Origin of the sequence: Streptomyces sp. KPB2 (assembly GCF_003950055.1) — a bacterium.
GTDB lineage: Bacteria > Actinomycetota > Actinomycetes > Streptomycetales > Streptomycetaceae > Streptomyces > Streptomyces salinarius.
In genome coordinates, this window is sequence record NZ_CP034353.1 from 4,589,252 (window position 1) to 4,614,598 (window position 25,347).

The following is a 25,347-nucleotide window of genomic DNA, read 5'->3' on the forward strand; positions in this document are numbered from 1 at the left end:
CAAACAACGAACCGTCATACGGGAAACCGCCGATCCACCCACCTCCAGGTGAACTCCAGAACGCCGGCCGCAGCCACCGCAATGCCGACGGCAGTCCACGGCATCGTCACCCCCACCAGCTTCAACGCGAAGAAGTCCTGGAGCCACGGCACCGCCAGCACCACCACGAACGCCAGCCCCATCGCCGCCACCAGCAGGACCCGCCACCACGTGTACGGCCGGGCGATGATCGCCAGGACCCACATCGAGACCAGGAACAGCGTCAGCGTCGCCGCACTGGTCTCCGCGTCCAGCGCGTCCGGGCCGGTGTAGTGCTGCCGGGCGACCAGGTACGTCACGAAGGTCGCCGTGCCGGCCACCACACCGCCCGGGATCGCGTACCGCATCACGCGCCGTACGAAGTGGGGCCTGGCCCGTTCCTTGTTCGGGGCGAGGGCCAGGAAGAAGGCGGGGACGCCGATGGTGAGGCTGGAGATCAGGGTGAGGTGGCGGGGCAGGAACGGATACTCGACCTGCGAGCAGACCACCAGGAGCGCGAGGAGCACCGAGTACACGGTCTTGACCAGGAACAGGGTCGCCACGCGCGTGATGTTGCCGATGACCCGGCGGCCCTCGGCCACCACCGACGGCAGCGTGGCGAAGCTGTTGTTGAGCAGCACGATCTGCGCGACGGCCCGGGTCGCCTCCGAGCCGGAGCCCATCGCCACGCCGATGTCGGCGTCCTTGAGGGCGAGGACGTCGTTGACGCCGTCGCCGGTCATCGCGACCGTGTGGCCGCGCGACTGGAGGGCGCCGACCATGTCCCGCTTCTGCTGCGGGGTGACCCGCCCGAACACCGTGCCCTCGTCCAGGGCCCCGGCCATCTCCTCCCGCTCGGTGGGCAGCCGGCGCGCGTCGACGGTGGCCCCGGACAGCCCGAGCTTGGCGGCCACCGCGCCGACGGACACCGCGTTGTCGCCGGAGATGACCTTGGCGCGGACGTCCTGGTCGGCGAAGTAGCGCAGGGTGTCGGCGGCGTCCGGGCGCAGCCGCTGCTCCAGGACGACCAGGGCGGTGGGCTCGGCCCCGTCGGCGACCTCGGGGTGGTCCAGCGGGCGGCCGGCGCGGGCCAGCAGCAGGACGCGCAGGCCCTGCTCGTTGAGCCGGCCGGTCTCCGCGAGCGCCGGGTCGTCCTCGGCGAGCAGGACGTCCGGCGCGCCCAGCAGCCAGGTGCCGACTGCGCCGTCGCCCTCGTCGAACGTGGCGCCGCTGTACTTGCGCGCGGAGGAGAAGGGCAGTGACCCCGTGCACTGCCACGCACCGGCGGAACCGGCGGCGCCGTCGGCCGGGTAGGCGTCGATGATCGCCTGCAGGGAGGCGTTGGGGCGCGGGTCGGAGGCGCCGAGGGAGCCGAGCACGGTGCGGACGTAACGCTCGTCGGCGCCGTCGAGCAGCCGCAGGTCGGTCACGTCCATGCCGCCCTCGGTGAGGGTGCCGGTCTTGTCCAGGCACACCGTGTCGACGCGGGCCAGGCCCTCGATGGCGGGCAGCTCCTGGACGAGGCACTGCTTGCGGCCCAGCCGGATGACGCCGATCGCGAAGGCGACGGAGGTGAGCAGGACCAGGCCCTCGGGGACCATCGGCACGATGCCGCCGACGGTGCGCGCGATCGAGTCGTCCAGCGCGTTGTCCTTGGCGAGCAGCTGGCTGAGGATCAGGCCGATCGCCGTCGGGACCATCATCCAGGTGACGTACTTGAGGATCGTGGAGATGCCGGAGCGCAGCTCGGACTGGACCAGCGTGAAGCGGGAGGCCTCCTCGGCGAGCTGGGCGGCGTACGCCTCGCGCCCGACCTTGGTGGCCCGGAAGGCGCCGCCGCCCGCGACCACGAAGCTGCCGGACATGACCTGGTCGCCGGGCTGCTTGACCACCGGGTCGGCCTCGCCGGTCAGCAGCGACTCGTCGATCTCCAGCCCGTCCGCCTCGACGCACACCCCGTCGACGACGGCCTTGTCGCCCGGGCCGATCTCGATGACGTCGTCCAGCACGATCTCGGACGTGGAGACCTCGGTGGGTCTCCCGTCGCGGCGCACCGTCGGGCGGGCCTCGCCGATCACGGCCAGCGAGTCGAGGGTCTTCTTCGCCCGCCACTCCTGGACGATGCCGATGCCGGTGTTGGCGAGGATCACGAACCCGAACAGGCTGTCCTGGATCGGCGCGACGAACAGCATGATCACCCAGAGCACGCCGATGATCGCGTTGAAGCGGGTGAAGACGTTGGCGCGGACGATGTCGGTCAGGGAGCGGCTGCTGCGCACCGGTACGTCGTTGACCTGGCCGCGCGCGACCCGTTCGGCGACCCCGGCCGTCGTGAGTCCGGTCACGGGCGAGGGCGTGTCGGTGGGAGGCGGGGGGTGCGCGGGGTCGAGTCGGTCCGCGTCGAGATGCGTCATGCATTCGACGGTAAGTGCGGTTTTACGGCTTCACCCACCGAGTGCGGGGAAGATCCGACCTGGGTACGAGGCCTTCCGGCGCGGTGTGCTGCCCCGGTACTACCCGGGTACTAGGCGGTGGGCCGGTCGGCCTGTGTGCCGTGGGTGCCCGGTGCGCCCCGAGTGCCCTCGGCGTCCCGCGCGGCGGCGTCCCGCTTGATCGCGGCGTCGCGCCCCCGGACGTACCAGATGCCGATCAGGCCGAGACCGGCCCCGGCCAGGCAGGTCCACACCCACCAGGTGTGTCCGTGGTCGTCGAACCAGCCGTAGAAGGGCAGCTGCACCAGGAAGAGGACGAACCAGAGCACGGTGCCGCCGACGATGGTCGGAACCACGGGGCCCTCCAGGGGCTCCGGCGCCTCATGCGTGGGTGTCCACTTCGTCATGCGTACAGCTTACGAGGCGGGTGCGAACGGGTTGACGGCGCGGCGCAACACGGTGATGGCTCCGTGATGGCGCGGGTCTACGCGCGGAGATAGCGATCTGTGGCTCATACGTTCATACTGAACCCGTTTGTCTCTGACCGCTTTCATTCGTAGAAAACACCAAGAGGAACACCGACAAGGCCGTGGGGGAACCTGTTGGTGATGAGGTCCCCGCATGTCCACCTCGGCCACCGCCAAGGTCCCCCCGTCCCCCGAGCCGCCGGAGGACCGTCGTCCCCCGCAGAACGGCCTCGACCGCTACTTCAAGATCTCCGAGCGCGGCAGCACCCTGCCCCGTGAGATCCGCGGCGGCTTCGCCACCTTCTTCGCGATGGCCTACATCATCGTGCTGAACCCGATCATCCTGGGCAGCGCGAAGGACATGTACGGCCACCAGCTCGACAACGGCCAGCTGGTCACCGCGACCGCCCTCACGGCGGCGTTCACGACCCTCCTGATGGGCGTCATCGGCAACGTCCCGATCGCGCTGGCCGCCGGTCTGGGCGTGAACTCGGTCGTCGCCCTCCAGCTCGCCCCGCGGATGTCCTGGCCGGACGCCATGGGCATGGTGGTGCTGGCCGGTTTCGTCGTCATGCTGCTGGTCGCCACCGGTCTGCGCGAGCGCGTGATGAACGCCGTGCCCTACAGCCTGCGCAAGGCCATCGCGATCGGCATCGGCCTCTTCATCATGATCATCGGGCTGGTCGACTCCGGCTTCATCACCCGGATGCCGGACGCCGCCCAGACCACGGTCCCGATCCAGCTGGGCACCGGCGGTCACCTGCACGGCTGGCCGGTGCTGGTCTTCGTCCTCGGCGTGCTGCTGACCCTCGCGCTGATCGTCCGCAAGACCCCGGGCGCCATCCTCATCTCGATCGTCGTGATGACGGGCGTCGCGATGATCATCAACGCGGTCACCGACATCCCCTCCTGGGGCCTGACCACCCCCGAGTGGCCCGGCAACCCGGTCGCCACGCCGGACTTCGGGCTGGTCGGCGAGGTCAGCCTGTTCGGCGGGTTCGAGAAGGTCGGCGTCCTGACCGGGGTGCTGTTCGTCTTCACCGTGCTGCTGTCGTGCTTCTTCGACGCGATGGGCACGATCATGGGCATCAGCGACGAGGCGAAGCTGACCGACGGCGAGGGCCAGATGCCGGGCATCAGCAAGGTCCTGTTCGTCGACGGCGTCGCGGTCGCCGCGGGCGGTGCCAGCTCCGCCTCGGCCACCACCTGCTTCGTGGAGTCCACGGCCGGCGTCGGCGAGGGTGCCCGCACGGGCTTCGCCAACATCGTCACCGGCGGGCTGTTCGCCCTGGCGCTGTTCCTCACGCCGGTCGCCACCATGGTCCCGTCCCAGGCGGCGACCCCCGCGCTGATCGCGGTCGGCTTCCTGATCCTGGCCGGTTCGATCAAGGAGATCGACTGGTCCGACTTCACCATCGCCATCCCGGCCTTCGTGACGATGCTGATGATGCCGTTCACCTACTCGATCACCAACGGCATCGGCATGGGCTTCATCACCTTCTCGGTGCTGCGCCTGGCGGCCGGACGGGGCCGCGACGTGCCGGTGGCGATGCACGTGGTGTCGGCGGTCTTCGCCTTCTACTACCTGATGCCGGCCCTGGGCCTGACGTGAGGCCCGCGGGGCCGCCTCAGGTGACCCCGTAGAACCGTTCCGTCTCCTCCACGGCGGACTGGAACCGCTCGTCGAAGTCATCCCGAATGAGCGTCCGGACGACATAGTCCTGGACGCTCATTCCTCTTTTGGCCGCATGGTCCCGGAGCCGGTCGAGCAGCTCCCCGTCCATCCGCAGGCTGAGCACGCTGGTCCCCATGAGCACGAGGGTCGCCCCGGGGCGCCGGGTGACGCTCCGATTTCCGGAAACGTCTCACTCGTACGGGTGAACTGTGGGTTTCAGTGGCGGGCGTCACGGGCACATGGGCGCTGGGCGGTGGTATTTCGCGAGACTAATGAGTTACGCTAAGGAACATGCCGGACCTCAAGCATGGCGACGACGCCGCCGCCGTGAACTCCCTGCGCTCCGCCGTGATGCGGTTGTCCCGTCGGCTCAAGCACCAGCGGGTCGACGAGTCGCTCAGCCCGACCGAGATGTCGGTGCTGGGCACCCTGTCCAACTGCGGCAGCGCGACCCCGGGCGAGCTGGCCCGCAAGGAACACGTCCAGCCGCCCTCCATGACCCGCATCGTGGCACTCCTCGAGGCCAAGGGCCTGGTCCGGCTGGAGCCGCACCCCGAGGACCGGCGCCAGAAGGTCGTGACGCAGACCGAGCAGGCCGTGGTGATGCTCGAGGAGAGCCGCCGCAAGCGCAACGCGTTCCTGGCCACGCTGGTCGAGGGACTCGACGAGGACGAGTGGGCGAAACTGCGCGCCGCCGCCCCCGTGCTGGAGAAGCTCGCCCACAAGTAAGCAGTTCTCGCGAGGAGGCGAACCCTTTTGAGTACGGGATCCGGAGCAGCTTCCGCCCCCGCACCCGACGGCCCCGACGATCCGACCACCCGCACCCCCGAGACCTCTCGGCCCCCGCGCAAGACGTCGATGTTCGCCTCCCTGAAGGTCAGGAACTACCGCCTGTTCTTCCTGGGCCAGGTCGTCTCCAACATCGGCACCTGGATGCAGCGCATCGCCCAGGACTGGCTCGTGCTCAGCCTCACCGGCTCCTCGGCGGCCGTCGGCATCACCACCGCCCTGCAGTTCCTGCCGATGCTGCTCTTCGGCCTCTACGGCGGCGTCCTCGTCGACCGCTGGCGCAAGCGGACCACGCTGCTGTTCACCCAGTCCGCGATGGCCCTGTCCGCGCTCGCCCTCGCCGTCCTCACCCTCAGCGGCCAGGTCCAGGTCTGGCACGTCTACCTCGCCGCCTTCGCGATGGGCCTGGCCACGGTGCTGGACAACCCGGCCCGCCAGACCTTCGTCTCCGAGCTGGTCGGCCGCGACCAGCTGCAGAACGCGGTCAGCATGAACTCGGCCAACTTCCAGTCCGCCCGTCTGGTCGGTCCCGCCGTCGCCGGTGTGATGATCACCGGGGTGGGCACCGGCTGGGCGTTCCTCGCCAACGGCCTGTCCTTCGTCGCGCCGCTCAGCTGCCTGCTGCTGATGCGCGCCCGCGAACTGCACGTCGTGCGGCGCACCCCGCGCGGCAAGGGCCAGCTGCGCGAGGGCCTGCGCTACGTCGCCGGCCGGCCCGAGCTGATCTGGACCATCGTGCTGGTCGGGTTCATCGGCACCTTCGGCTTCAACTTCCCCGTCTTCCTGTCCGCCTTCGCCGACGACGTCTTCCACGCGGGCGCCGGGGCGTACAGCCTCTTCAACACCCTCATGGCCGTCGGCTCGCTGGCCGGCGCGCTGCTCGCCGCCCGCCGCGGCACGGCCCGGCTGCGCGTCCTGATCGCGGCGGCCCTCGGCTTCGGCGCCCTGGAGATCGTGGCCTCGGCGGCGCCCGAGCTGTGGCTCTTCGCGCTGCTGATGGTCCCGATCGGCGTCTTCAGCATGACGGTCAACGTCACCGCCAACACCAGCATCCAGATGTCCACCGACCCGGCCATGCGGGGCCGGGTGATGGCCCTGTACATGATGGTCTTCCTCGGCGGCTCCCCGATCGGCGCCCCGATCGTCGGCTGGGTCACCGACGCCTACGGCGCCCGGGCCGGCTTCGCAGCGGGCGGCGCGGTGGCGGCGAGCGCCGCACTCGTCATCGGCCTGGTCCTGGCCCGCGTCGGCAACCTGCGCCTGTCGGTGGGCTGGCACCGCGGCCACCCCCAGGTCCGCTTCGTACCGCGGGAGCGGCAGGAGGCGCTGGCGCCGGTGGCGTAGGGCGGGACCGGCTTCCGGTCAGTCGCGGGGGAAGTCGTCGGTCTTGAGGGTGAGGCCGACGACGGTCCCGGTCAGGTCGACGTCCTCGCCGAAGCCGAAGCTGACGGCCGCGTGGTACTCGCCGTCCTTGGGGAGGGTGTGGAGGTGCCACTCGCCGGTGTACGGGTCGACGATCAGGTACACCGGGACGCCGGCGGCGGCGTAGGTGTCCTTCTTGGGGCCGTAGTCGTTGGCGGCGGTGTCTTTGGAGATGACCTCGGCGACGAATTCGACGTCCTGATAGCGCCAGAGGCCCTTGCCGTCCTTCACCGAGCGTTCGGCGATGGCCGCGACATCGCAGGCGAATCCGTTGAGCCGCCCGGGGAAGTCGATGCGCACGTCCGAGGCCAGTTGCTTGAGGGTGTACTTGACGCGCAATTGTTCAAGAATGTCGAAGATGATCTCGAAGTGGTGGTGCCGCTGCGGCGACATGAAGACGTGCCCCCCGACGATCTCGGTCTTGTATCCCTCGGGGACGGGCATCTTCTCGAGCCACTCGAACATGGCGTCCAGAGTCAGCTCGGTGCTCTCTTCGGCCATCTCGATCCTGTCGTCAAGGACGGTCATCGTGGCGCTCCTCCCCGGCTGCCACCGACGCGAGTGCAGCCGCGCGGTACAACGATACGCACGGTGACCTGGAGACGCGCGGACGTACACGTGTTCCCCGGGGGAGACTGGCCGGCATGAGACTGTTCGCCGCCGTGCTGCCGCCCGAGGACGTCACCGCCTCGCTCGCCGCCGAGGTGGCCGTCCTGCGCGGGCTGCCCGGGGCGGACGGGCTGCGCTGGACCGGGCGTCCCGGGTGGCACCTCACGCTCGCCTTCTACGGCGAGGTCGACGACGACGTCGTACCCGACCTGTCGGCCCGGCTGGAGCGGGCGGCCCGCCGCACCGAGCCCTTCGAGCTGGCGCTGCGCGGCGGTGGACAGTTCGGGCGCGGCCGGGCGCTGTGGGCGGGCGCCGAGGGCGGCCTGGCGACCCTGCGGCTGCTGGCCGACCGCGCGGAGTCGGCGGGGCGCAGGGCGGGCGTCGAGATGGGCGAGCACCGGCGTTACCGGCCCCACCTGACGCTGGCCCGCAGCAGGCAGCCCTTCGACACCCGTCCCTACGTCGAGGCGCTGGCCGGCTTCACCGGACCCGCCTGGACGGTGACCGACCTGGCGCTGGTCCGCAGCTTCCTGCCGGCCTCGGGCGTGCCGGGCGAGCAGCCCCGTTACGAGGCGGTCGCCCGCAGCCCGCTCGGCGCCTCCGGTTAGGCTCGGGGCGTGGACCCGAAGACCCGTAACCGGATCATGGCCGGTGTGCTCGTGCTGATGCTCGTGGTGGTGGCGGTGGCGGCGGCCCTCGGCTGACCTGCCCCGGGCGGCCGCCCCGCTCACCCCACCGCTGCTCCGGCCGCGGCTACCAGGCGAAGGCCTCCGGAGCGGGACCGGTTCCCGGGAAGACCTCGTCGAGCCCGGTCAGCAGCTCGTCCGACAGCTCCAGCTCCACGGCCCTGAGCGCCGACGCGAGCTGTTCGGCCGTGCGCGGACCCACGATCGGGCCGGTCACGCCGGGCCGGGTCAGCAGCCAGGCCAGTGCCGCCTCGCCGGGCTCCACCCCGTGCTTGTCGAGCAGGTCCTCGTACGCCTGGATCTGCGCCCGCTTCGCCGGGTCCGCCAGGGCGTCGGCCGCGCGCCCCGAGGCCCGGCGCCCGCCCTGGACCTCCTTCTTGATGACCCCGCCGAGCAGCCCGCCGTGCAGCGGCGACCACGGGATGACGCCGAGGCCGTACTCCTGCGCGGCCGGGATCACCTCCATCTCGGCGCGGCGCTCGGCCAGGTTGTACAGGCACTGCTCGCTGACCAGCCCGATGGTCCCGCCACGCCGGGCGGCGGTCTCGTTGGCCTGCGCGATCTTGTACCCGGGGAAGTTCGACGACCCGGCGTAGAGCACCTTGCCCTGCTGGACCAGGGTGTCGATCGCCTGCCAGATCTCGTCGAAGCCGGTGGCGCGGTCGATGTGGTGGAACTGGTACAGGTCGATGTGGTCGGTTTGGAGCCGCTTGAGGCTGGCGTCGACCGCGCGCCGGATGTTCACGGCGGACAGCTTGTCGTGGTTGGGCCACGCCTCGCCGTCGGCGCCCATGTTGCCGTACACCTTGGTGGCGATGACGGTCTTGTCGCGCCGGTCGCCGCCCTGGGCGAACCAGTTGCCGATGATCTCCTCGGTACGGCCCTTGTTCTCGCCCCAGCCGTACACGTTGGCGGTGTCGAAGAAGTTGATGCCGGCGTCCAGCGCCGCGTCCATGATCGCGTGGCTGTCGGCCTCGTCGGTCTGCGGACCGAAGTTCATGGTGCCGAGGACGAGCCGGCTGACCTTGAGTCCCGTGCGTCCGAGCTGCGTGTACTTCATGGTCCCCAAGCCAACGACTTGGAGTGCGCTCCAGGCAAGCGGGGGCGGGCGGTCAGTCGCGGGGGAAGGCGTCGGTCCCGAGGGTGAGGCCGAGGACGGTGTCGGTGAGGTCCAGGTCCTCCCCGAAGGCTAGCCGGAACTCGGCCGTGTAGTCCCCGTCCTTAGGCTGTGAGAAGACGTGGCAGCGTCCCTGGTAGGGGTCGGCGATGAGGTAGAGGGGGACCTCGGCTGCGGCGTAGGCGAGCTTTTTGGGGCCGTAGTCGTTGGCGGCGGTGCCTTTGGAGATGACCTCGGCCACGAACTCGACGTCCTGGTAGCGCCAGTGGCCCGTTTCGTCCTGCTCGGCCCCGTCGCGGAGCTTGGCCACGTCGGGGCAGAAGCCGTTCTCGTGGCCGGGGAAGTCGATGCGCACGTCCGAGAAGACGGCGACGTTCATGCCGAACCGGTCCTCGATGGCCCGTACGATCCGGCGGATGATTTCCCAGTGCGTGTCCCGCTGCGGTGTCATGTGGACGTTGCCCCCGACGATCTCGACCCGGAATCCTTCGGGGACGGGCATCCGCTCCAGCCGCTCGAACCACTCGTCCAGGCGCTGGGTGTTGGCGTCGGCCATGTCGATCCTGTCGTCAACGACGGTCATCGTGGCACTCCTCCCCGGCTGTCCCACGGGCGGGAGCAGCCGCGCGGTACAACGATACGCACGGCGACCGGGACACGGGAGGACGCGCATATGCCAGAGGTGCGGGGCTCCTACGAGGCGGCGGTGTACGGCCCGCCCAGCCCCCACTCCTCGTGCAGCGCCTCCGCGAACGCCTCCGCGATCCGGTGCTCGCCGCTCTCGTTGGGATGCGTGCCGTCGTAGGTGTCCGTGTGGAAGTCGTACGCCGGCGGGGGCGGGACGAACAGCAGCGGGGCGCCCGGGTCGTCGAGGTCGGCGGCGGTCTTCGCGAGGAGTTCGTTGAAGTGGGCGACCTGCTCGGCGAAGGTCTCGTCGGCGTCCACCCGGATGTTGTGCAGGACCGGCATCACGGCGATGCGGATGCGCGGGTTCGCCGAGCGGGCGGCGGCCACGAAGGCGCGGACGTTGGCGGCGGTCTGCTCGGCGTTGGTGTAGAAGCCGAGGTCTATCAGGCCCAGGGAGACCAGCAGCACGTCCGCGCGGCAGGAGCGCACCGTCTCGCCGATCAGCGGCGTCATGTGATGCCAGCCCTCGCCCCAGCCGGCCAGGTGGGCGCGGGGGAAGTCCGGGTCGGCGTAGGAGTAGGACACGGGCTCGTCCGTCGACGGGTCGTGCAGTGTCTCGCGCGGGCCGACGAAGGTGAAGGGGCGGCCGTGGGAGTCGCGCAGGTGCTGCCACAGCCGGTAGCGCCACGTGTGTTCGCCGGCGCTCCCGATCGTCATGGAGTCACCGACGAACATGAACCTGAGCATCCGCTCATCATGGACGATCGGCCTGGCCGGCGCGATGTGAGCCCGACCACGCAGGGTGACCGGCGGGGTGGTCGCCGACGTGAACGCCCGCGCGGGATGGCAGTCTTGGCGCATGCGCCGACCCTTCGCCCTCCTCGCCTCGGCCCTCCTCGTGGGCGCCTTCGCCGTGCCCGCCTCGGCGGCGGACGGGCAGGACGGGCCCGCCGGGAGCGACGGGTTCACCATCAAGGACCCGCGCATCACCGAGTCCAGCGGCCTCGCCGCCTCCCGTCAGCACCCCGGCATCTACTGGACGCACAACGACCAGGACACCGGCCCCTACCTCTACGCCGTGGACGGCGCCACCGGCGAGACCGTCGCCCGCGTCGCCCTCTCCGGCGTCGGCACGCCCCGCGACGTCGAGGCGATCGCCATCGGCCCCGGCAACCGGATCTTCGTCGGCGACATCGGCGACAACGACGGCGTGACCTGGCCGTACGTGTGGATCTACGAGCTGCCCGAGCCGAAGGAGCTCAAGGACCAGACCGTCAAGGCGACGCAGTACGTGGTGAAGTACGCGGACGGTTCCCGCGACGCCGAGTCGATGGTGGTCCACCCGAAGACCGGGCGGGTCTACATCATCGACAAGAACGAGGACGGCGGGCATCTGTACGAGGGCCCGGCGAAGCTGTCGTCCTCCGGCAGCAACGTCTTCAAGCCCACCGTGCCCGTGGACCTGTGGGCGACGGACGCCGCGTTCTCCCCGGACGGCGGGCAGCTCGCCGTGCGCGGCTATCTCGGGGGCATCTGGTACGACTGGAACGGCGGGAAGATCAAGCGCACGGGGCGGATCAGCGTGCCGCTGGGACAGGGCGAGTCCGCCACCTACACGACCGACGGCAAGAAGCTGCTGCTCGGCATGGAGGGCGCCAACAGCCCCGTGAAGGCCGAGGACGTACCGGGGCGCGACGGCGGCGACTCGGGCGGCGGATCGGGTTCCGGGTCGCATGCCTCGGGTGCGGACTCCGACGGTCCGGGCGGGGACACGCTCAAGGTCGGCGCGGTCGGGCTGCTCGTCGCCCTCGCCGCCCTGTTCGGCCTACGCCGGGTCTTCCGGCGCCGCTGAGCCGCTCGCCGGGGCCGGGTGGTCCGCGGCCGGGACGCTCGCGGCGGGGGCGTCCGCGGTCGGCTTGCCCGCGGCGGGGTCGTCCGCCGCCGCCCGGCGCGAGGCCACCAGCACCTCCAGGCCGTCCAGGATGCGCTGGAGCCCGAACTCGAAGTGGTCGAAGCCGGTGCCGAAGGCGTCCTCGGAGAGGGAGGACAGCACGGGGTAGCGTCCGCTGCTCATGGCCTTCACCAGCACCGGTTCCTGGGCCCGCCAGAACTCCGCGTCCGTCAGCCCGGAGCTGCGCTCGGCCTCCCGCTCGTACACCTGGGTGCGGGCGGCTCCGACCACGTACCCGTCGATCATGACGATCGCCGAGATCAGCTCGGGGTCGGTCAGGCCCATCGGCTTGATCCGGCCGAGCACCTTCTCCATGCCGTCCAGGGCGGAGGGGCCGAGGATCGGCCGGGACTGGTTGACCTCCAGCAGCCAGGTGTGGCGGCGGTAGAGGGCGAGCGTGGCGTGGCCGAGGGCCTGGAGCGCCGAACGCCAGTCGCCGTCGCCGAGGTCGGCCGGGTCCCGGGACGGGCGCTGCACGCGGTCCAGCATCAGGTCGAGCAGCTCGCCCTTGCCCGGGACGTAGCGGTAGAGGGACATCGTGCCGGTGCCCAGTTCGGTGGCGATCCGGCGCATCGAGACCGCGCCGAGACCGTCCCGGTCGGCGACCTCGACGGCGACCTCGACGATCCGCTCCAGCGTCAGCCCCGGCCTGGGGCCCCGGCTGGGTCGCCGGCCGGTGTCCCACAACAGTTCGAGGGTGCGGCCGATGTCGCCGCTGCCGCTGGTCTCCGTACCGCTCGCCATGGGCTCAGTTTAAGTCCGCGGCCAAAAACTGGGTACGGTGTACGCGCAATCGGGTACGGTGTACTCAGTTGGGGACCGAAGGGGGACTCAGACCCATGAGCGAGCGACACGCGGTACGGGCCGAGGGCCTGACGAAGAGGTACGGCGACAAACACGCCCTGGACGGCTTCGACCTGACCGTCCGCGAGGGCACCGTGCACGGCCTGCTGGGGCCGAACGGCGCGGGCAAGACCACGGCGGTGCGCATCCTGTCGACGCTGATCCGGCTGGACGGGGGACGGGCCGAGGTCGCGGGCCTCGACGTCGCCCGGCAGGCGCGCGAGGTGCGGGCGCGGATCGGCCTCACCGGCCAGTACGCGGCCGTGGACGAGGTGCTCACCGGCCGGCAGAACCTGGAGATGTTCGGGCGCCTGTTCCACCTGGGCGGCAGGCGGGCCCGGGCCCGCGCGGTCGAGTTGCTGGAGCAGTTCGACCTGACCGACGCCGCCGACCGGGGCGTGGGCAAGTACAGCGGCGGCATGCGGCGGCGCCTCGACCTCGCCGCGTCGATGATCCTCGCCCCGGCCGTCCTGTTCCTGGACGAGCCGACGACCGGCCTGGACCCCCGCAGCCGCGGCGAGGTCTGGGACTCGGTCCGCGCGCTGGTGGCGAGCGGCACGACGGTCCTGCTCACCACGCAGTACCTGGAGGAGGCCGACAAGCTCGCCTCCCGCATCACCGTCATCGACCGGGGCCGGGCCATCGCCGACGACACCCCGGACGGACTGAAGGACCTGGTCGGCGGCGACCGCATCGAGGTCGTGGTGGCCGACCGCGCCGAGATCCCCGGGGTGGTGAAGACGGTCGCCCGGGTCTGCAGGGGCGAACCGGAGGTGGAGGACGAGGCGCTGCGCGTGCACGCCCCGGTCACCGACCGCGTGTCGGCCCTGACCGAGGTGGCCCGCACCCTCCAGGACGAGGGCGTCGCCGTGGAGGACATCGGCCTGCGCAGGCCGAGCCTCGACGACGTGTTCCTGCGCCTGACCGGCCACCGTACGAGCGCGGAGCCGGTGCGGCACGCGGAGAAGGAGGCGGTGGCGGCATGAGCGCCCTCGACGTGACGACGGCCCCGCCCGAACGCGGCCGGCTGTTCTGGCTGCTCGCGGACTGCGGCAACATCGTCCGCCGCGGCCTGACCCACTACCGGCGCCAGCCCGTCAACATCGCCTGGCAGCTGGGCTTCCCGATCCTGTCCGTCCTCCTCTACGGCTATGTCTTCGGCAGCGCGATGACGGTGCCGGGCGGCGGGGACTACAAGGACTTCCTGATGCCGGGCATGTTCGCGATGACCATGGCGTTCGGCTTCATCAACACCGCGACGGTCGTCGTCTACGACTCCACGAAGGGCGTCATCGACCGGTTCCGCTCCATGCCGATGGCGTCCTCGGCGGTGGTGGCCGGGCGCGGGGTGACCGATCTGGTCGTGGCCTGTGCGGAGCTGGCCATCATGATGCTGACGGCGGTGGCCATGGGGTGGCGGCCGGACGGCGGTTGGGGATTCCTGGCCGCGTTCGGGCTGCTGCTGTGGCTGCGGTTCGCGCTCATCTGGATCGGCGTGTGGCTGGGCCTCCTGGTGCCCAACCCGGAGGCGGCGGGCGGCCTGTTCGCGGTGGCCTTCCCGCTGACGATGATCTCCAGCATCTTCGTCGCCCCGCAGCTCATGCCCGACTGGCTGGGCTGGGTGGCCGCCTGGAACCCGATCTCGTCCACGGCGGCCGCCGCCCGCGACCTGTTCGGCACCCCGGTCGGCGGCGGCGACTCCTGGGTCGAGCAGCACGCGCTGCTGATGGCGGGCGTGTGGCCGGTGGTCCTGACGGCGGTCTTCCTGCCGCTGGCGGTACGGAGGTTCCAGCGGCTGAGCCGGTAGGGCCGCGGCGGGACGACCGGGGTGGAGCCGGGGGTGGAGTTCGCCGGAGCGGTGGATCTCCACCCCCGGCTCCACCCACGGGTCCAGGTGTCGCGGGCCTGGTCCGAGGAGCCTTGAGGGCATGACAACGACTGAGTGGATCACCGACATCGCCCTCGTTCTGATCGTCTTCCGCCAGCTGCGGGAGGGCCGGCTCGAGCGCAGGTCCTTCCTGATCCCGCTGGGGATCGTGGCCGTGGTGGCGTACTCGTACCTGGACTCCGTCCCGACCGAGGGCAACGACCTCGTACTGATCGCGACCCTGGCGGGCGTGGGCGCGGCGCTCGGCATCGCGGGCGGCGTCCACACCCGGATCAGGGCGCTCGACGGGCACCTCCTGATCAAGGCCGGCGCGGTGTCGGCGATCCTGTGGGTGCTGGGCATGGGCGCCCGCATGGGCTTCCAGGTCTGGGTCGAGCACGGCGGCGGCGCCGACGACGTCGCCCGGTTCAGCATCGCCCACCACATCACGAGCGACCAGGCCTGGGTGGCGGCCTTCGTACTGATGGCGGTCACCGAGGTGGTCACCCGGGTGGCGACGATCTACCTGCGCAGCCGAGCCCACGCCCGCGCCGTGGCCGTCGCCGCTCCCGCCGCCCCCGCGGTGCCCGTGCTGGACCGCAAGGCCTGACCGTGCGCTATGTTCTGCCGGTGTCCGCCACCGAAAGCACCCCGCCCCCGGCCCCGGGGGCGGACCCGCGTCCGACACCGTCCAGCGGGCGGATACCCGGCCAGGACCCGCGGGTGCAGTGGGGTCTGACCCTCGCCGTCGTCGTCGTAGGAGCGCTGACGATCCGGCCCATGGGGTTCAGCGGCCAGGGACTGGCGGTCGGCCTCCTCTTCGTGCTCAACTCCGCGGCACTGCTCGCCCGGGCCGTGCCCGAGCACCGCATCCCCCCGCGCCTGGTGCCCGGCTGGCTCACCCTCGGCGTCGTCGCGGCCGCCGCCCTGATCGGCGTCAGCGGCAGCGGTACGAGCTACCTCTTCGCCTACTTCCTCGCCGGCCACATCGGCTACCGGCTCGAACCCCGGCGGGCCCTCGCCCTCGCGGCGGCGTGCTCCCTGCTCTGCGCCGGTGTCCTGTACTTCCACCTGGGGCCGGGCGACCCGGACCTGCCCTGGACGCTCGGCCTCTCCACCGGCGTACCGGTCGTGGTCGGCATCCTCAACCGCACCCAGCGCCGGGCCGTACGGTCGGCGCTCTCGGCCGCGGAGTCGGCGGAACGCGCGGCCCGTGCGGAGGCCCGGACCGCCGTCCTCACCGAGCGCGCCCGCATCGCCCGGGACGTGCACGACGTACTGGCCCACTCCCTGGCCGGGATCAACATGCAGCTGGAGCTCGCCGACGCCCTGCTCGACACCGGAGACCTGGCGAAGGTCCGGGAGGCCACCAGCAAGGCGCACGGCCTGGTCAAGGAGAGCCTGAAGCAGGCGCAGTGGACCGTGCACGCGCTGCGCGAGGACGCGTTGCCGCTGGTGGAGAGCCTGACCGCGATGGTCGAGTCGTCGGGCCACCGCGACGCCCTCACCGTCACCGGGACCGTCCGCGAGGCGTCGCCCCGGGTGACCCAGAACCTCCTGAGGATCGCCCAGGAGGCCCTGACCAACGCGGCCCGGCACGCTCCCGGCGGAAAGATCGCGGTGGAGCTGACGTTCACCGCCGCATCGATCACACTGAGGGTCCGCAACCGGCCCGCCACCCGTGCGGTGACCCCGGGTGCCGGCAGCGGGATGGGGCTGATCGGCATGCGCGAGCGCGCCGCTCTGCTGGGCGGGAGCGTCGGCGCGGGGCCGGTCACCGAGGGTCGGGACCAGGGCGGCTGGCAGGTGGAGGCAGTGATTCCGGGATGAGCGGTACGAGTGAACAGGCCGGGGGACCCGTGCAGTTGAAGGTGGTCGTCGCCGACGACCAGGCCGCCGTGCGGGAGCCGCTCGCCGCGGTGCTCGGACTGGCCGAGGACATCGACGTGGTCGCCGCGGCCGCGGACGGCGGCGAGGTACTGGCGGCGGTGGCCGCGGGCCCCGTCGACGTGGTGCTGATGGACCTGCGCATGCCCGTGATGGACGGCATCGAGACCACCCGCCGCCTGACCGAGGACCACCCCGAGGTGGCGGTGGTCGTCCTGACCACCTTCGCCGACGACGAGTCGATCCTGGGCGCGCTCGGCGCGGGTGCCCGCGGCTACCTGACCAAGAACGCGGGGCGCCAGGACATCACCCGGGCGATCCGGGCCGCGGGCGCCGGCCAGTCCGTGCTCGACCGGGAGGTCCAGGACCGCCTGCTCGCCACGGCCAGGGCGCAGGCGGCGCCCGCCGCCCAGGGCGAGGCGGCCGGGCAGCCCCTGCCGGACGACCTCACACCCCGGGAACGCGAGGTCCTCGCGCTGATCGGCCAGGGACTGTCCAACCGGGGCATCGCCGAGAAGCTCTTCATCAGCGAGGCCACGGTCAAGACCCACATCAACAACCTGTTCGCCAAGGCCCACATCCGCGACCGCGCCGACGCGGTCCGGCGCGCCATCGGGGCGGGGCTGGCCTAGGGAGTGCCGGGCGCGAGGCGGGGGTGCGACGCCCCCTGCCGGCGTCTGCGGTCGGCCGTCCGTCGGCGCCCGTTGGCGCCTGCCGGCGCCTGCCCGCGTCGTGAGGCGGGGATCGTGACGTCTTTCGGCGCGGCGTCCGCCGGTGCGGTGCTTCAGGCGGCGGTCCGGTCCGCGAGCCGGTCGGCGGCGCTGCGGGGCTCGCGGCCCAGGAGTTCGCCCAGCAGGGGGCTTGCCTGTGCGAAGCAGCCGGCGCGGGCGGCCCGGTGCCAGGTGAGGAGCAGCCGGGCCACCTGCTCCGGAACACCGCTCGTGACCTGGCCGGCGACCCACTCCTCGTCGTCCACGACGACCCGCTTGACGGGACGGCCGGTGACGCCGGAGGCGATCTCGGCGAGGTCGTCGAAGGTGACGGCGGTCGGCGCGGTGAGGTTGACGGGGCCGTCGAGGGTGCGGTCCCCGGCGAGGACGACCGCGGTGGCCTCCGCGATGTCGGCGCGATCGGTGTAGGGGACGGGACCGTCCGCCGGCCGGACGATCTCGCCGGTCGACCGCCAGGGGCCGAGCACCTGGTCGAGGGGGCCGTAGGCGCCGTTGCGCAGTGCGGTCCAGGCGACCCCGGACTCGGCGAGGATCGCCTCGGTGGCGATGTGGAACTCCGACGGCGGGTACGGATTGCCCGGGACGGCGCCCTGCTGGCTGGTGTAGACGATCCGCTGGACACCGGCCTCGACGGCGGCTCCGACGGCATTGCGGTGCAGGCCGACCAGGTCGGCCGCCGGATCGTTGCCGGACACCACCAGCACCTGCTCGGCACCGGCGAACGAGTCGCGCAGCGTGGCCGGCTCCTCGTACGAGCCCTGCCGCACCCGGACACCACGGTCGGCGAGGTGCCGCGCTTTCGAGACATCGCGGACGCTGACGCCGATCCGGTCGGCGGGCATGCGCTGGAGGAGGTGCTCGACGGTGGCACCGCCGAGTCCGCCGGTGGCGCCGGTGACGACGATCATGACGCGGCCCTTCACTAAGTTGACCGGGGTGGTCAGTTTCGCTTCCGGTGGCGACCGTAAGTAAACTGACCCGGTGAGTCAAGTTGTGCGGGGCGACGCGGGAGACGGAGCCGAATGATGGCCGGAGCAGCCGCAGCAGCCGGAGCCGCGGGTGGGACGACCGGAGCGGCGTCCGCGGGACCCGGGCTGCGCGCCGACGCCAAACGCAATGCCGAGCAGATCCGCAAGGCCGCGATCGGCGCCTTCCAGGGCCGTGGGCTGTCCGTGCCGCTGGAAGAGGTCGCCAAGGCGGCGGGGGTGAGCAAGGGCACGGTCTTCAACCGGTTCGGCGGCCGGATCGGCCTCATCGAAGCCGTCATCACCGAGGTCGTCGCCACGGAGATCTACGCCATCATCGACCGCACCCGCGCCATCGACGACGTCTGGGAACGGCTGACGTACTACGTCACCGCCATCCGCGACCTGCAGTACCGTCAGCCCGCCACCGTCGACACCATGCTGCAGGCCTACCCCGACGCGCGGAGTCTCATGGAGATCTGCCGGGCGGGCGGCGAGATCAACGAGGAACTGGTCGCCGAGGGCCGGGCCTCCGGCGCACTGCGCCCGGAGTTCACGGCCGAGGACCTGCACGCACTCCTCCACGACAGCGCACTCGCCCTCAAGCACGGCACCCGCCCGCGACGCGAGGACTACGACCGCCGCACCGCCTACTTCCTCGCCGGCATGCGGGCCCCGACAGCCCCCTGAGCCGAGGTCCGGCGGTGGGCGACCGCCTTGAAGAAGGTGTAGCAGAACACCCCGTCGGGTTCGGCCGTGCGCCGCAGGGCGGCGATGCCCGCGTCGAAGGTCCGCGCGTCGATCAGCCCCGCCGCGACGGCGGGTTCCCGGACCCCCGAGATCATCGCGGTGAAGGTGCGTCTGGTGAAGCTCTCGGCCAACTCCGGCCGGCTGCCGTCGACGTAGACGGTGCGCGGGCTGACGGCGATGTCCGACCAGTCCGCCTCGTGCAGCAGGGGAAAGAGCCGCCGGCCGATGAGGGCGTCACCGCCGGCGTGCCGCTGCAGTGTCACCTGGCACGCTACGGCCGCGCGCGCCGCTTCGTCGTCCGGGTGGAAATAGGCCGAGCCGTGGTCGCCCTCGATCACGGTGATCGTCCCGCCGGGCCGCACGAGACGCCGCAGCCGTCGCAGCGCGTCGACCGGAGCGGGCAGGTGCTCCAGCAGGAAGCACACGAAGACGTGGTCGAAGGAGGCCTCGGCGAACCCGCCCTCCGGTTCGGGGAGCGCGAAGACGTCCTTCTCGACGAACTCGACGTTCGTGAGCCCCGCGGCAGCGACGCGCCCCGAGGCCGACTTCAGCGAGTCGGTGGCGATGTCGGCCGACACGAAGCGCGTGTGCGGGCTGCGCGAGGCCAGGGCGGTGGTCTGCGCCCCCACGCCGCACCCCATCTCCAGGACCCGCTCGCCCGGTTGGAACCGGGTGTCGCCGTGCAGCAGCTCGACCAGGGCGCCCGCCTGGTCCGCGAGCCGCGTGCTCTCCTCGGGCCGGTAGCCGTGCACGTACTGCTCGAACATGGTCATGGTCTCGATCACCTTCATCAGCTGGTCCGGCCCCGCACTCCCGAGCGCGGCCACGAGTCGGTCGCGCAGTCGGCTTCGCCGCCGGAGGTCCTCCTCGACGTCGTCGAGGTGCGCGCGCAGCGTCGCCGCCGGGTCCGGATCCTCGCGGTCCAGCAAGGCGGCGACCTGCCGAAGCCCCAGGCCGGTCCGGCGCAGGGCCAACGCCCGGTACAGACGCGTGACGTGCGCGGGGCCGTAACGGCGGTGACCGCTCGGCGTGCGCTCGGGAGACACCACGCCCAACGTGTCCCAGTGCCGCAACACCCGCACCGACACCCCGGACGCGTGCGCCAGTTCGCCCACCGTCCACCAGGTCCCGTCGTCCACGGCGGCAACGCTAGGCCCTCACACGGTGTCAGCTTCAAGTGCGGGTGACGGCCGTGCCACTCACGGCATGAGGCAGGGCAGGGCGGCCCCATCCTTCGGGGAGCAGGCCACTAGGGCGAGGGAGAGAAACATGGGGCGTTCGAGGTAGTAGCCGAGCGAGACGTCCTTGCCCGACCTCAGCCGTGCTTCTGCCGAGGAGGCGAGGGCGACCGGGCGGAGGGCGACATGCTGGGCGTCGGACATGAAGCGCGGTGCGTACTCGGTCAGGCGGTCGCGGAGCCATGCTGCGGCGTCTCGCGCATCCGACCAGGTGCCGCGCACCTGCGCGGGGGGTTTGCTCAACCAGTTTCGCGTTTCCAACGGAGGCAGGTCGCAGGCCGGGAAGTCGGCAGCGACCTCGCGGTACCGCTGGATCAGCTCCGGACGGCTTCCTGCGGGTGGCGGCTCGGGATGAGGAGGACGCCGCAGAGCCTCCTGGTCGAAGCGGGGCTTGGGACCGACCCAGAGGTAGCCGTGGTGATGCAGGTGATGCACCGGCGGTCCTTCGGTTCTTCGGACCCCTCTTCCCGGCCGAGGTGGCCGGGAAGAGGAGGTCAGAGCGGTGCCAGGCGGTGGTCAGAGGGCCAGACCGAAGCGGGTTGGGTCGATCCCGGCCACGCTCAGTTCCTCGGTCGTGAATCGAAGCGGTTCGGCGTCCGGCCGCTTGCTGTCGCCGAGGGCCCAGGCGTCGCTGCCGATGCGGGCGAGAGTCACGCAGGACTCGCCGTCGGGGTGGGTGTTACCTCCGCACGCCGTCGCGAACGAGGCGTTGGTGAGGTCGAGTCGGTAGAGGTCGTTTCGGTGCGGCATATCTGTCCCTTCCCGGTCGGTGTGGCTTGGGGACGACCGTAGGGACGGACGAGGAAGCATCGGGATGAATATTCTTCATTATTCTCACGCGGTCACTCTGAATGCGTGGACATTCACTCAGAGGTGCCACCATGCTGGGTGCGCAACATCGTTTAGACCCAAGGGGGGTTGGTGCGCATGGCGCGCAGGTTGCGGTTCAACGGGACGGGAAGCAACGGTGGCGGATGCCCGTCCGTACACGAGGACGTGGACAGCGGCGAGGTGATCGTGCACGGGCCTCCGCTCGGTCAGGAGGATGTCGCTCAGCTACAGCACTTCTCGGAAGGCGAGGTCGCCGTGGTCGTGCCGCGCGACCTGCTGGTGGACTGGGCCCCGAAGGGTCGGACTCGCCAGGCAAAGACGATCGATCTCGCCGAGTTCAGCGGGCTGTTCGGCAAGTTCGAGCACACCGCGTGGCGCCTGGAGACGCGGCGGCGGTACGCGAGCGACGAGGAGGGCGATTCCTGGAAGCAGTTCATGGAGGCCGGACGAGTCGAGGAGGACTGGTCCAAATGCGATTCGATCAGTGCCTTCCGCAAGACGGTCCAGGCCCAGACGGCACTCGGAAAGCGCATCGAGCGGGTGCGGCTGGTGGATGCGCCGCCCACCCCTGGTCAGCGCTACCTGTTGGAGCACACCCGGTGGAACATCGAGTCGGGCGAGGACATCCGCAATATGCGACGCGCCGACGCGGGCCGGCTTCGACTCCCCGCCGAGGACTTCTGGCTCTTCGACAGCCGCCTCGTCGCGCTCCTGCGCTTCGATGACGACGACCAGCTCACACACGTGGACCTGATCACCGAACCCGCAGAGGTCGTGCGCTGCTGCATGCTGCGGGACACTGCTTGGCACCACGCCGTACCGTGGAAGAGATTCATGGCGGAGATGCGCAGCGAGATGTAGGGGCTAGAGCGGACACCGGTGAGCACGGACTATCAGAGAGCGCGTGAGGAACTGGGCCGAAGGCTGCGGGAGCTGCGCGCAGAGGGCCCCGATGGCCGGCTCACCGGTACGGCGCTGGCTCGGCGCTTGGGGTGGCCCCAGTCGAAGGTCAGCAAACTGGAGAGCGGCAGACAGACCCCCACGAAGGACGACCTCAGGGCCTGGGCCGAGGCGGTGGGGCAGCCTGCCGCTTTCGACGAACTACAGGCTCGCCTGAAAGGCTTCGAGAGCCACATTCGATCCTGGCGACGACTGCTCGCGGCAGGTCACGCTCCTGTGCAGGAGACATGGAATGCCGTCGTCGGCGAGGCGCGAACACTGCATGTGTGGGACGGCCATGTCGTCAACGGCCTCCTGCAGACGGCCGACTACGCCAGAAGCCTGTTCACGTCGCACGCAGGGCTCCGCCGCTCACCGCAGGACACGGAGAACGCGGTACGCGCCCGTATGAAGCGGCAGGAGTGGCTGTACCGGCCCGGTAAGCGGTTGAACCTGCTGATGTGGGAAGCCGCGCTTCAGTCTCGCGTGTGTGCGCCGGAAGTCCTGGCCGCTCAGCTGGACCGGCTGCTCGGTGTGGTGGGCATGGACACCGTCCAACTGGGGATTGTCGCCTTGGACAGCCCGTTGCGCGTCCCGGCCGGGAACGGGTTCTGGGTCATGGACGACCAGCTGGTCACGGTCGAGGACTGGCACGCTGAACTCTGGCTCGACGATGCTGAAACGATCGCTCTGTACCGTCGGGCCTGGGACGCTCTCGCAGAGTCGGCCGTCTACGGCGTGGAGGCGCAGCAGGTGATCGCGCGGGTGCGACGCGGCATCAAGGCCTGAGGACATACGGCCGCACTACGTCGTCCTCGGCCTGCCGGGCCGGCGGTGATGATGTGCCGGGAGAGGACCAACAGGGTTCGTCCTTCGGGTACGGCAGGTAAAGCCCCGCCGCTCGGCAGCGTTTGTGCCAGCGGCGCCAGCGGGCGTCGTACGGGCTGGGGAGCGGCCACACGTACGGGTCGGGCTCGCGCGCCTCATGTTCGAGCGCCGCGGCCGTCCTGTCGGCGCGCCGCCTTGTGAACGTGTTACGGAGCCCCCGGAGCCACATCGCGCCTCCCCGCGAGCGTGAACCGCGCCCAGACGCACTTGATGTACGGGTCCCGTCGGCACCCCCAGTCGTCCGACAGCGCCGACACGAGAGCCAGCCCGCGCCCACCCTCCTCGTCAGGGTCGGAGTCGTGGAGCAGGGGGAGCCGGTCCCGGTCCGGGTCGGAGACCTCCAGGACCAGGTCCGGGCCGTCCAGGGTGAGGGTGACGCCGACCTGCGCGTACGAGGTGCGGCAGTGCAGTACGGCGTTGGTCACGAGTTCGCTGGCCAGCAGGACGACGGAATGGGTGAGTTCGTCGGCGACGCCCCAGCCGGCGAGCGCCTTGTGTAAACGCTGCCGGACTGTCAGCACGTGCCGCCGGTGCTTCGGGACGAGGAAGGTCTCGGTTGCGGGCATGGGCTGAAGCTAGAGCCGCAAACAGCGCGTACACAACCTGCTCAACTGAATACATTCAGTCGTCCACTCGATCGAGTGAAGAGCGCTCGATGTTGCCGGTCGGTGTGGCATCGTTGCGTGAGGAGAGGGGAGGGTCATGCCCGCAGGAGGACGGCCGACCGTACGCAGTAGGCGACTTGGCACCGCGCTCAGGCAGTTCCGGCACGCCGCGAAGCTCGATCAGCCGCAGGCAGCCGAGATCATCGCTGCGAGTCAGGCCAGAGTCAGTCGCCTTGAGAGCGGGCATGTGACCGCTCGCGTCATTGAGGTGCGGCTGCTGCTGGACGCGTACGGCGTCCATGACCCCGAAGTGCGCACCAAGCTCGAAGAGTTGGCGAAACACTCCAAGAATCGGGGTTGGTGGCTCGAGCACGCGGCGCACCTGCGGCCCGACTATGTCGATCACATCGCGTTGGAGGATGACGCGACCTACATCCGGGAGTGGCAGCCCGTGATGGTGCCGGGGCTGCTCCAAACTCCGGCCTATGCCGAGGCCGTCATCGCCGGCGGGCCCCACTACATCGATCCGGAGCGAGTCGCCCAGTTGGTGACAGTGCGTGTGGGCAGGCAGGCGAAGATCAAAGAGGGCGGGACCTCGTACGCGGCGATCCTCTGGGAAGCGGCCATTGCGCACCCGCTGGTAAGCGTCGACGTCCACCGGGACCAACTGTCCGCGGTCCTGGAAGTCGGCCGGCGCAAGAACGTCACCATCCAAGTACTGCCGTTCAGCGCCGGGGCGTTGGCTGGTCTCGCTTCCGCCTTCTCATCGTTCAGCTTCGACGAGGAGCCGAACGCCGAGGCCGTCACTTTGGACAACCTGCGGGGGACCTCGGTCCTCGAAAGCCCTGAAGACCTTGCCGCTTACGCCAATGCGTTCGACCTACTACGATCGTCGGCACTGGCACCGGACGCGAGTGCGCAGCTCATCCGGGGCATACTGCGGAGCCTGAAGGAAGACGGATCGTGACTGAAGTCGTAAGCCCTTTCCGCAAGTCCTCCTACTCGGGGCAGGAGAACAATTGCGTCGAGGTCGCCAACACAGCCCCCGGTGATGGTCGCGCCGTCCGCGACAGCAAGCAGCAGGACGGCCCCCTGCTCACCGTCTCACGCGACGGCTGGCAGGCCTTCCTGCGCCAGTTCGCGTAGGCATCGCACGCACGTAGGGCGCCCGGCGGGGGATACACCGGGCGCCTCTCGTCTGGCGCGCTGGCGGCCTTGGCTCGAAGGCCGCGCCAAGGGCCAGAGCGAGGGCAAAGCGGAACGCAGGGCCGAGGGCAAGGCCGAGTCTGCTCTGCGCATCCTCGAGGTGTGGGGTATCGAGATCCCCGACTCTGTCCGGGCGCGGGTCGCCTCGTGTACCGATATCGACGCGCTGGGTACCTGGCTCGACCGGTCCCTCAGGGTGATGTGTGCCGAGGAACTGCTTGTCGACGAGTAGAGCCGTCTGGATACGCGGCACACGCCTGGCGAGAATGGTCGAGTAGCACGTGTTGCTGACGGCAGCCTTCCCACTGTTCCGGTGCGCCGCTTCCAGCAGCCGAGCCGCTGACGCCCTCCGGGCCCGACAGCCGCGGTTCGCCCCCTACGATGGAGAGGTTCGCCACACTCATTCAGGTGGGAGCCAGAGCAGGTGGAGATCGACATCGTTGTGGGAGACGACCCCTCAGGTGTGTCGTCGCTGCGCCGCTGGCTCTTGGCGGAGCCCGACCTCCGGGGCCAGGCCTTGGTCTCCGTCCGAATCGAGGGTCAGCAGCAGGGCGCGATGGGGAGCGGTCTCGACGTGGTCAACGTCGTACTCAGCAACAGTATCGCGCTGGGTTCCCTCCTCGTGGCCGTTGCCACCTGGCGTCGCTCACGGCCCCGGGCCCCGCAGGTCACGATGGAGCGGGACGGTGTGGTCGTCACGCTCGACGGCGACTCCCCCGAGGCTGTGCAACGCATCCTGCGTGAGTGGGGCGGCAGCACCCCCCAGCCCGAGCCGTCCCTGGACGACGGGATCGGCGAGTAGCC

The 25,347-nt window shown here is 70.6% G+C and carries 29 protein-coding genes; 16 read left to right on the top strand and 13 right to left on the bottom strand.

Going from position 1 to position 25,347, the window contains the following annotated elements; all coding sequences use genetic code 11:
• Window positions 1-14 precede the first annotated feature (14 nt).
• Both D1J63_RS20595 and D1J63_RS20600 read right to left on the bottom strand, forming a co-directional pair.
• Complete coding sequence (locus D1J63_RS20595; RefSeq protein WP_125630632.1) at window positions 15-2,432, bottom strand: HAD-IC family P-type ATPase; 2,418 nt, start codon at window positions 2,430-2,432, stop codon at window positions 15-17.
• Window positions 2,433-2,542: 110 nt separating this feature from the next.
• Window positions 2,543-2,857 carry a DUF2530 domain-containing protein gene (locus tag D1J63_RS20600; RefSeq protein WP_125630634.1) on the bottom strand — a complete coding sequence of 105 codons (315 nt, stop codon included), beginning with the start codon at window positions 2,855-2,857 and terminating at the stop codon, window positions 2,543-2,545.
• A 214-nt stretch (window positions 2,858-3,071) separates the two neighbouring features.
• Here D1J63_RS20600 and D1J63_RS20605 point away from each other — a divergent pair, with 214 nt between their 5' ends.
• Window positions 3,072-4,529 (top strand): NCS2 family permease, encoded by a 1,458-nt coding sequence (locus tag D1J63_RS20605; RefSeq protein WP_102929818.1) that lies wholly within the window; start codon window positions 3,072-3,074, stop codon window positions 4,527-4,529.
• A gap of 16 nt (window positions 4,530-4,545) precedes the next feature.
• Here the strand turns inward: D1J63_RS20605 and D1J63_RS20610 are convergent, their stop codons facing one another.
• Complete coding sequence (locus D1J63_RS20610) at window positions 4,546-4,734, bottom strand: ribbon-helix-helix protein, CopG family (RefSeq protein WP_125630636.1); 189 nt, start codon at window positions 4,732-4,734, stop codon at window positions 4,546-4,548.
• 149 nt (window positions 4,735-4,883) lie between these two features.
• Between D1J63_RS20610 and D1J63_RS20615 the strand changes: the two genes are divergently transcribed.
• A complete protein-coding gene (locus D1J63_RS20615; protein ID WP_003974639.1) occupies window positions 4,884-5,321 on the top strand; it encodes a MarR family transcriptional regulator in 438 nt (145 codons plus the stop codon).
• 27 nt (window positions 5,322-5,348) lie between these two features.
• On the top strand, window positions 5,349-6,725 hold the full coding sequence (locus D1J63_RS20620) for an MFS transporter (protein WP_102929816.1): 1,377 nt from the start codon (window positions 5,349-5,351) through the stop codon (window positions 6,723-6,725).
• 18 nt (window positions 6,726-6,743) lie between these two features.
• Here the strand turns inward: D1J63_RS20620 and D1J63_RS20625 are convergent, their stop codons facing one another.
• Entirely contained in the window at window positions 6,744-7,331 is a 588-nt protein-coding gene (locus D1J63_RS20625) for a Uma2 family endonuclease (protein WP_125630638.1), read from the bottom strand.
• Between the two features lie 116 nt (window positions 7,332-7,447).
• On the opposite strand from D1J63_RS20625, the gene thpR reads away from it, so the two are divergent.
• Entirely contained in the window at window positions 7,448-8,020 is a 573-nt protein-coding gene (thpR, locus tag D1J63_RS20630; RefSeq protein WP_125630640.1) for an RNA 2',3'-cyclic phosphodiesterase, read from the top strand.
• Between the two features lie 145 nt (window positions 8,021-8,165).
• On the opposite strand, the gene D1J63_RS20635 is transcribed toward thpR, so the two are convergent.
• From D1J63_RS20635 to D1J63_RS20645, 3 genes are all read right to left on the bottom strand, one after another.
• On the bottom strand, window positions 8,166-9,158 hold the full coding sequence (locus D1J63_RS20635; protein WP_125630642.1) for an aldo/keto reductase: 993 nt from the start codon (window positions 9,156-9,158) through the stop codon (window positions 8,166-8,168).
• Window positions 9,159-9,210: 52 nt separating this feature from the next.
• The gene (locus tag D1J63_RS20640; RefSeq protein ID WP_125630644.1) at window positions 9,211-9,798 is read right to left on the bottom strand and encodes a Uma2 family endonuclease; all 588 of its coding nucleotides are present in this window, start codon (window positions 9,796-9,798) and stop codon (window positions 9,211-9,213) included.
• 110 nt (window positions 9,799-9,908) lie between these two features.
• On the bottom strand, window positions 9,909-10,589 hold the full coding sequence (locus tag D1J63_RS20645; RefSeq protein ID WP_125630646.1) for a GDSL-type esterase/lipase family protein: 681 nt from the start codon (window positions 10,587-10,589) through the stop codon (window positions 9,909-9,911).
• A gap of 112 nt (window positions 10,590-10,701) precedes the next feature.
• Here D1J63_RS20645 and D1J63_RS20650 point away from each other — a divergent pair, with 112 nt between their 5' ends.
• On the top strand, window positions 10,702-11,694 hold the full coding sequence (locus D1J63_RS20650; protein WP_164712905.1) for a WD40 repeat domain-containing protein: 993 nt from the start codon (window positions 10,702-10,704) through the stop codon (window positions 11,692-11,694).
• On the opposite strand, the gene D1J63_RS20655 is transcribed toward D1J63_RS20650, so the two are convergent.
• Window positions 11,668-12,537: a TetR/AcrR family transcriptional regulator gene (locus D1J63_RS20655; protein ID WP_125630650.1), complete on the bottom strand. Its 870-nt coding sequence runs from the start codon at window positions 12,535-12,537 to the stop codon at window positions 11,668-11,670. The two genes, D1J63_RS20650 and D1J63_RS20655, sit on opposite strands and share 27 nt — an antisense overlap.
• A gap of 95 nt (window positions 12,538-12,632) precedes the next feature.
• Here D1J63_RS20655 and D1J63_RS20660 point away from each other — a divergent pair, with 95 nt between their 5' ends.
• The 5 genes from D1J63_RS20660 (at window position 12,633) to D1J63_RS20680 (ending at window position 17,022) form a co-directional block, all read left to right on the top strand.
• Window positions 12,633-13,622, top strand: coding sequence for an ATP-binding cassette domain-containing protein (locus D1J63_RS20660; RefSeq protein ID WP_102929808.1), 990 nt, complete (start codon window positions 12,633-12,635; stop codon window positions 13,620-13,622).
• Entirely contained in the window at window positions 13,619-14,443 is an 825-nt protein-coding gene (locus D1J63_RS20665) for an ABC transporter permease (RefSeq protein WP_125630652.1), read from the top strand. The genes D1J63_RS20660 and D1J63_RS20665 overlap by 4 nt, the downstream gene beginning before the upstream one ends.
• Window positions 14,444-14,564: 121 nt before the next feature.
• Window positions 14,565-15,113 (top strand): hypothetical protein, encoded by a 549-nt coding sequence (locus D1J63_RS20670; protein ID WP_125630654.1) that lies wholly within the window; start codon window positions 14,565-14,567, stop codon window positions 15,111-15,113.
• Between the two features lie 2 nt (window positions 15,114-15,115).
• A complete protein-coding gene (locus tag D1J63_RS20675; protein WP_125630656.1) occupies window positions 15,116-16,333 on the top strand; it encodes a histidine kinase in 1,218 nt (405 codons plus the stop codon).
• Window positions 16,330-17,022 (top strand): response regulator transcription factor, encoded by a 693-nt coding sequence (locus D1J63_RS20680; RefSeq protein ID WP_125630658.1) that lies wholly within the window; start codon window positions 16,330-16,332, stop codon window positions 17,020-17,022. The genes D1J63_RS20675 and D1J63_RS20680 overlap by 4 nt, the downstream gene beginning before the upstream one ends.
• Before the next feature lie 152 nt (window positions 17,023-17,174).
• Here the strand turns inward: D1J63_RS20680 and D1J63_RS20685 are convergent, their stop codons facing one another.
• Complete coding sequence (locus D1J63_RS20685) at window positions 17,175-18,029, bottom strand: NAD(P)H-binding protein (RefSeq protein ID WP_125630660.1); 855 nt, start codon at window positions 18,027-18,029, stop codon at window positions 17,175-17,177.
• Between the two features lie 114 nt (window positions 18,030-18,143).
• Between D1J63_RS20685 and D1J63_RS20690 the strand changes: the two genes are divergently transcribed.
• Window positions 18,144-18,776 carry a TetR/AcrR family transcriptional regulator gene (locus D1J63_RS20690; protein ID WP_241235587.1) on the top strand — a complete coding sequence of 211 codons (633 nt, stop codon included), beginning with the start codon at window positions 18,144-18,146 and terminating at the stop codon, window positions 18,774-18,776.
• Here the strand turns inward: D1J63_RS20690 and D1J63_RS20695 are convergent.
• From D1J63_RS20695 to D1J63_RS20705, 3 genes are all read right to left on the bottom strand, one after another.
• On the bottom strand, window positions 18,737-19,975 hold the full coding sequence (locus D1J63_RS20695) for a methyltransferase domain-containing protein (protein ID WP_125630662.1): 1,239 nt from the start codon (window positions 19,973-19,975) through the stop codon (window positions 18,737-18,739). The two genes, D1J63_RS20690 and D1J63_RS20695, sit on opposite strands and share 40 nt — an antisense overlap.
• A 60-nt stretch (window positions 19,976-20,035) precedes the next feature.
• Window positions 20,036-20,500 carry a hypothetical protein gene (locus D1J63_RS20700; protein ID WP_125635642.1) on the bottom strand — a complete coding sequence of 155 codons (465 nt, stop codon included), beginning with the start codon at window positions 20,498-20,500 and terminating at the stop codon, window positions 20,036-20,038.
• A gap of 90 nt (window positions 20,501-20,590) precedes the next feature.
• Entirely contained in the window at window positions 20,591-20,824 is a 234-nt protein-coding gene (locus tag D1J63_RS20705; protein WP_125630664.1) for a DUF397 domain-containing protein, read from the bottom strand.
• A 177-nt stretch (window positions 20,825-21,001) separates the two neighbouring features.
• Between D1J63_RS20705 and D1J63_RS20710 the strand changes: the two genes are divergently transcribed.
• Both D1J63_RS20710 and D1J63_RS20715 read left to right on the top strand, forming a co-directional pair.
• Entirely contained in the window at window positions 21,002-21,766 is a 765-nt protein-coding gene (locus tag D1J63_RS20710) for a DUF6879 family protein (RefSeq protein ID WP_125630666.1), read from the top strand.
• An 18-nt stretch (window positions 21,767-21,784) separates the two neighbouring features.
• Window positions 21,785-22,633, top strand: a complete 849-nt coding sequence (locus D1J63_RS20715; protein ID WP_125630668.1) for a helix-turn-helix transcriptional regulator — start codon at window positions 21,785-21,787, stop codon at window positions 22,631-22,633.
• Window positions 22,634-22,878: 245 nt separating this feature from the next.
• Here the strand turns inward: D1J63_RS20715 and D1J63_RS20720 are convergent, their stop codons facing one another.
• Window positions 22,879-23,298 (bottom strand): ATP-binding protein, encoded by a 420-nt coding sequence (locus D1J63_RS20720; protein WP_125630670.1) that lies wholly within the window; start codon window positions 23,296-23,298, stop codon window positions 22,879-22,881.
• A gap of 136 nt (window positions 23,299-23,434) precedes the next feature.
• Here D1J63_RS20720 and D1J63_RS20725 point away from each other — a divergent pair, with 136 nt between their 5' ends.
• The 3 genes from D1J63_RS20725 to D1J63_RS20740 all read left to right on the top strand — a co-directional run bounded on the left by D1J63_RS20725 (window position 23,435) and on the right by D1J63_RS20740 (window position 25,345).
• Window positions 23,435-24,304, top strand: coding sequence for a helix-turn-helix transcriptional regulator (locus D1J63_RS20725; protein ID WP_125630672.1), 870 nt, complete (start codon window positions 23,435-23,437; stop codon window positions 24,302-24,304).
• Complete coding sequence (locus D1J63_RS20730) at window positions 24,301-24,483, top strand: DUF397 domain-containing protein (RefSeq protein ID WP_115743478.1); 183 nt, start codon at window positions 24,301-24,303, stop codon at window positions 24,481-24,483. The genes D1J63_RS20725 and D1J63_RS20730 overlap by 4 nt, the downstream gene beginning before the upstream one ends.
• Before the next feature lie 502 nt (window positions 24,484-24,985).
• Complete coding sequence (locus tag D1J63_RS20740) at window positions 24,986-25,345, top strand: hypothetical protein (RefSeq protein WP_276323124.1); 360 nt, start codon at window positions 24,986-24,988, stop codon at window positions 25,343-25,345.
• The last annotated feature ends 2 nt before the right edge of the window (window positions 25,346-25,347 follow it).

What these genes read in the sequence shown, in the direction of transcription:
- D1J63_RS20655 (WP_125630650.1), bottom strand. Translation starts at nt 12,537, where the DNA reads ATGGCGAGCGGTACGGAGACCAGCGGCAGCGGCGACATCGGCCGCACC.
- D1J63_RS20705 (WP_125630664.1), bottom strand. Translation starts at nt 20,824, where the DNA reads ATGCCGCACCGAAACGACCTCTACCGACTCGACCTCACCAACGCCTCG.
- D1J63_RS20710 (WP_125630666.1), top strand. Translation starts at nt 21,002, where the DNA reads ATGGCGCGCAGGTTGCGGTTCAACGGGACGGGAAGCAACGGTGGCGGA.
- D1J63_RS20605 (WP_102929818.1), top strand. Translation starts at nt 3,072, where the DNA reads ATGTCCACCTCGGCCACCGCCAAGGTCCCCCCGTCCCCCGAGCCGCCG.
- D1J63_RS20670 (WP_125630654.1), top strand. Translation starts at nt 14,565, where the DNA reads ATGACAACGACTGAGTGGATCACCGACATCGCCCTCGTTCTGATCGTC.
- D1J63_RS20690 (WP_241235587.1), top strand. Translation starts at nt 18,144, where the DNA reads ATGATGGCCGGAGCAGCCGCAGCAGCCGGAGCCGCGGGTGGGACGACC.
- D1J63_RS20665 (WP_125630652.1), top strand. Translation starts at nt 13,619, where the DNA reads ATGAGCGCCCTCGACGTGACGACGGCCCCGCCCGAACGCGGCCGGCTG.
- D1J63_RS20720 (WP_125630670.1), bottom strand. Translation starts at nt 23,298, where the DNA reads ATGCCCGCAACCGAGACCTTCCTCGTCCCGAAGCACCGGCGGCACGTG.
- D1J63_RS20660 (WP_102929808.1), top strand. Translation starts at nt 12,633, where the DNA reads ATGAGCGAGCGACACGCGGTACGGGCCGAGGGCCTGACGAAGAGGTAC.
- D1J63_RS20650 (WP_164712905.1), top strand. Translation starts at nt 10,702, where the DNA reads ATGCGCCGACCCTTCGCCCTCCTCGCCTCGGCCCTCCTCGTGGGCGCC.
- D1J63_RS20625 (WP_125630638.1), bottom strand. Translation starts at nt 7,331, where the DNA reads ATGACCGTCCTTGACGACAGGATCGAGATGGCCGAAGAGAGCACCGAG.
- D1J63_RS20600 (WP_125630634.1), bottom strand. Translation starts at nt 2,857, where the DNA reads ATGACGAAGTGGACACCCACGCATGAGGCGCCGGAGCCCCTGGAGGGC.
- D1J63_RS20615 (WP_003974639.1), top strand. Translation starts at nt 4,884, where the DNA reads ATGCCGGACCTCAAGCATGGCGACGACGCCGCCGCCGTGAACTCCCTG.
- thpR (WP_125630640.1), top strand. Translation starts at nt 7,448, where the DNA reads ATGAGACTGTTCGCCGCCGTGCTGCCGCCCGAGGACGTCACCGCCTCG.
- D1J63_RS20685 (WP_125630660.1), bottom strand. Translation starts at nt 18,029, where the DNA reads ATGATCGTCGTCACCGGCGCCACCGGCGGACTCGGCGGTGCCACCGTC.
- D1J63_RS20645 (WP_125630646.1), bottom strand. Translation starts at nt 10,589, where the DNA reads ATGCTCAGGTTCATGTTCGTCGGTGACTCCATGACGATCGGGAGCGCC.
- D1J63_RS20725 (WP_125630672.1), top strand. Translation starts at nt 23,435, where the DNA reads ATGCCCGCAGGAGGACGGCCGACCGTACGCAGTAGGCGACTTGGCACC.
- D1J63_RS20640 (WP_125630644.1), bottom strand. Translation starts at nt 9,798, where the DNA reads ATGACCGTCGTTGACGACAGGATCGACATGGCCGACGCCAACACCCAG.
- D1J63_RS20635 (WP_125630642.1), bottom strand. Translation starts at nt 9,158, where the DNA reads ATGAAGTACACGCAGCTCGGACGCACGGGACTCAAGGTCAGCCGGCTC.
- D1J63_RS20595 (WP_125630632.1), bottom strand. Translation starts at nt 2,432, where the DNA reads ATGACGCATCTCGACGCGGACCGACTCGACCCCGCGCACCCCCCGCCT.
- D1J63_RS20680 (WP_125630658.1), top strand. Translation starts at nt 16,330, where the DNA reads ATGAGCGGTACGAGTGAACAGGCCGGGGGACCCGTGCAGTTGAAGGTG.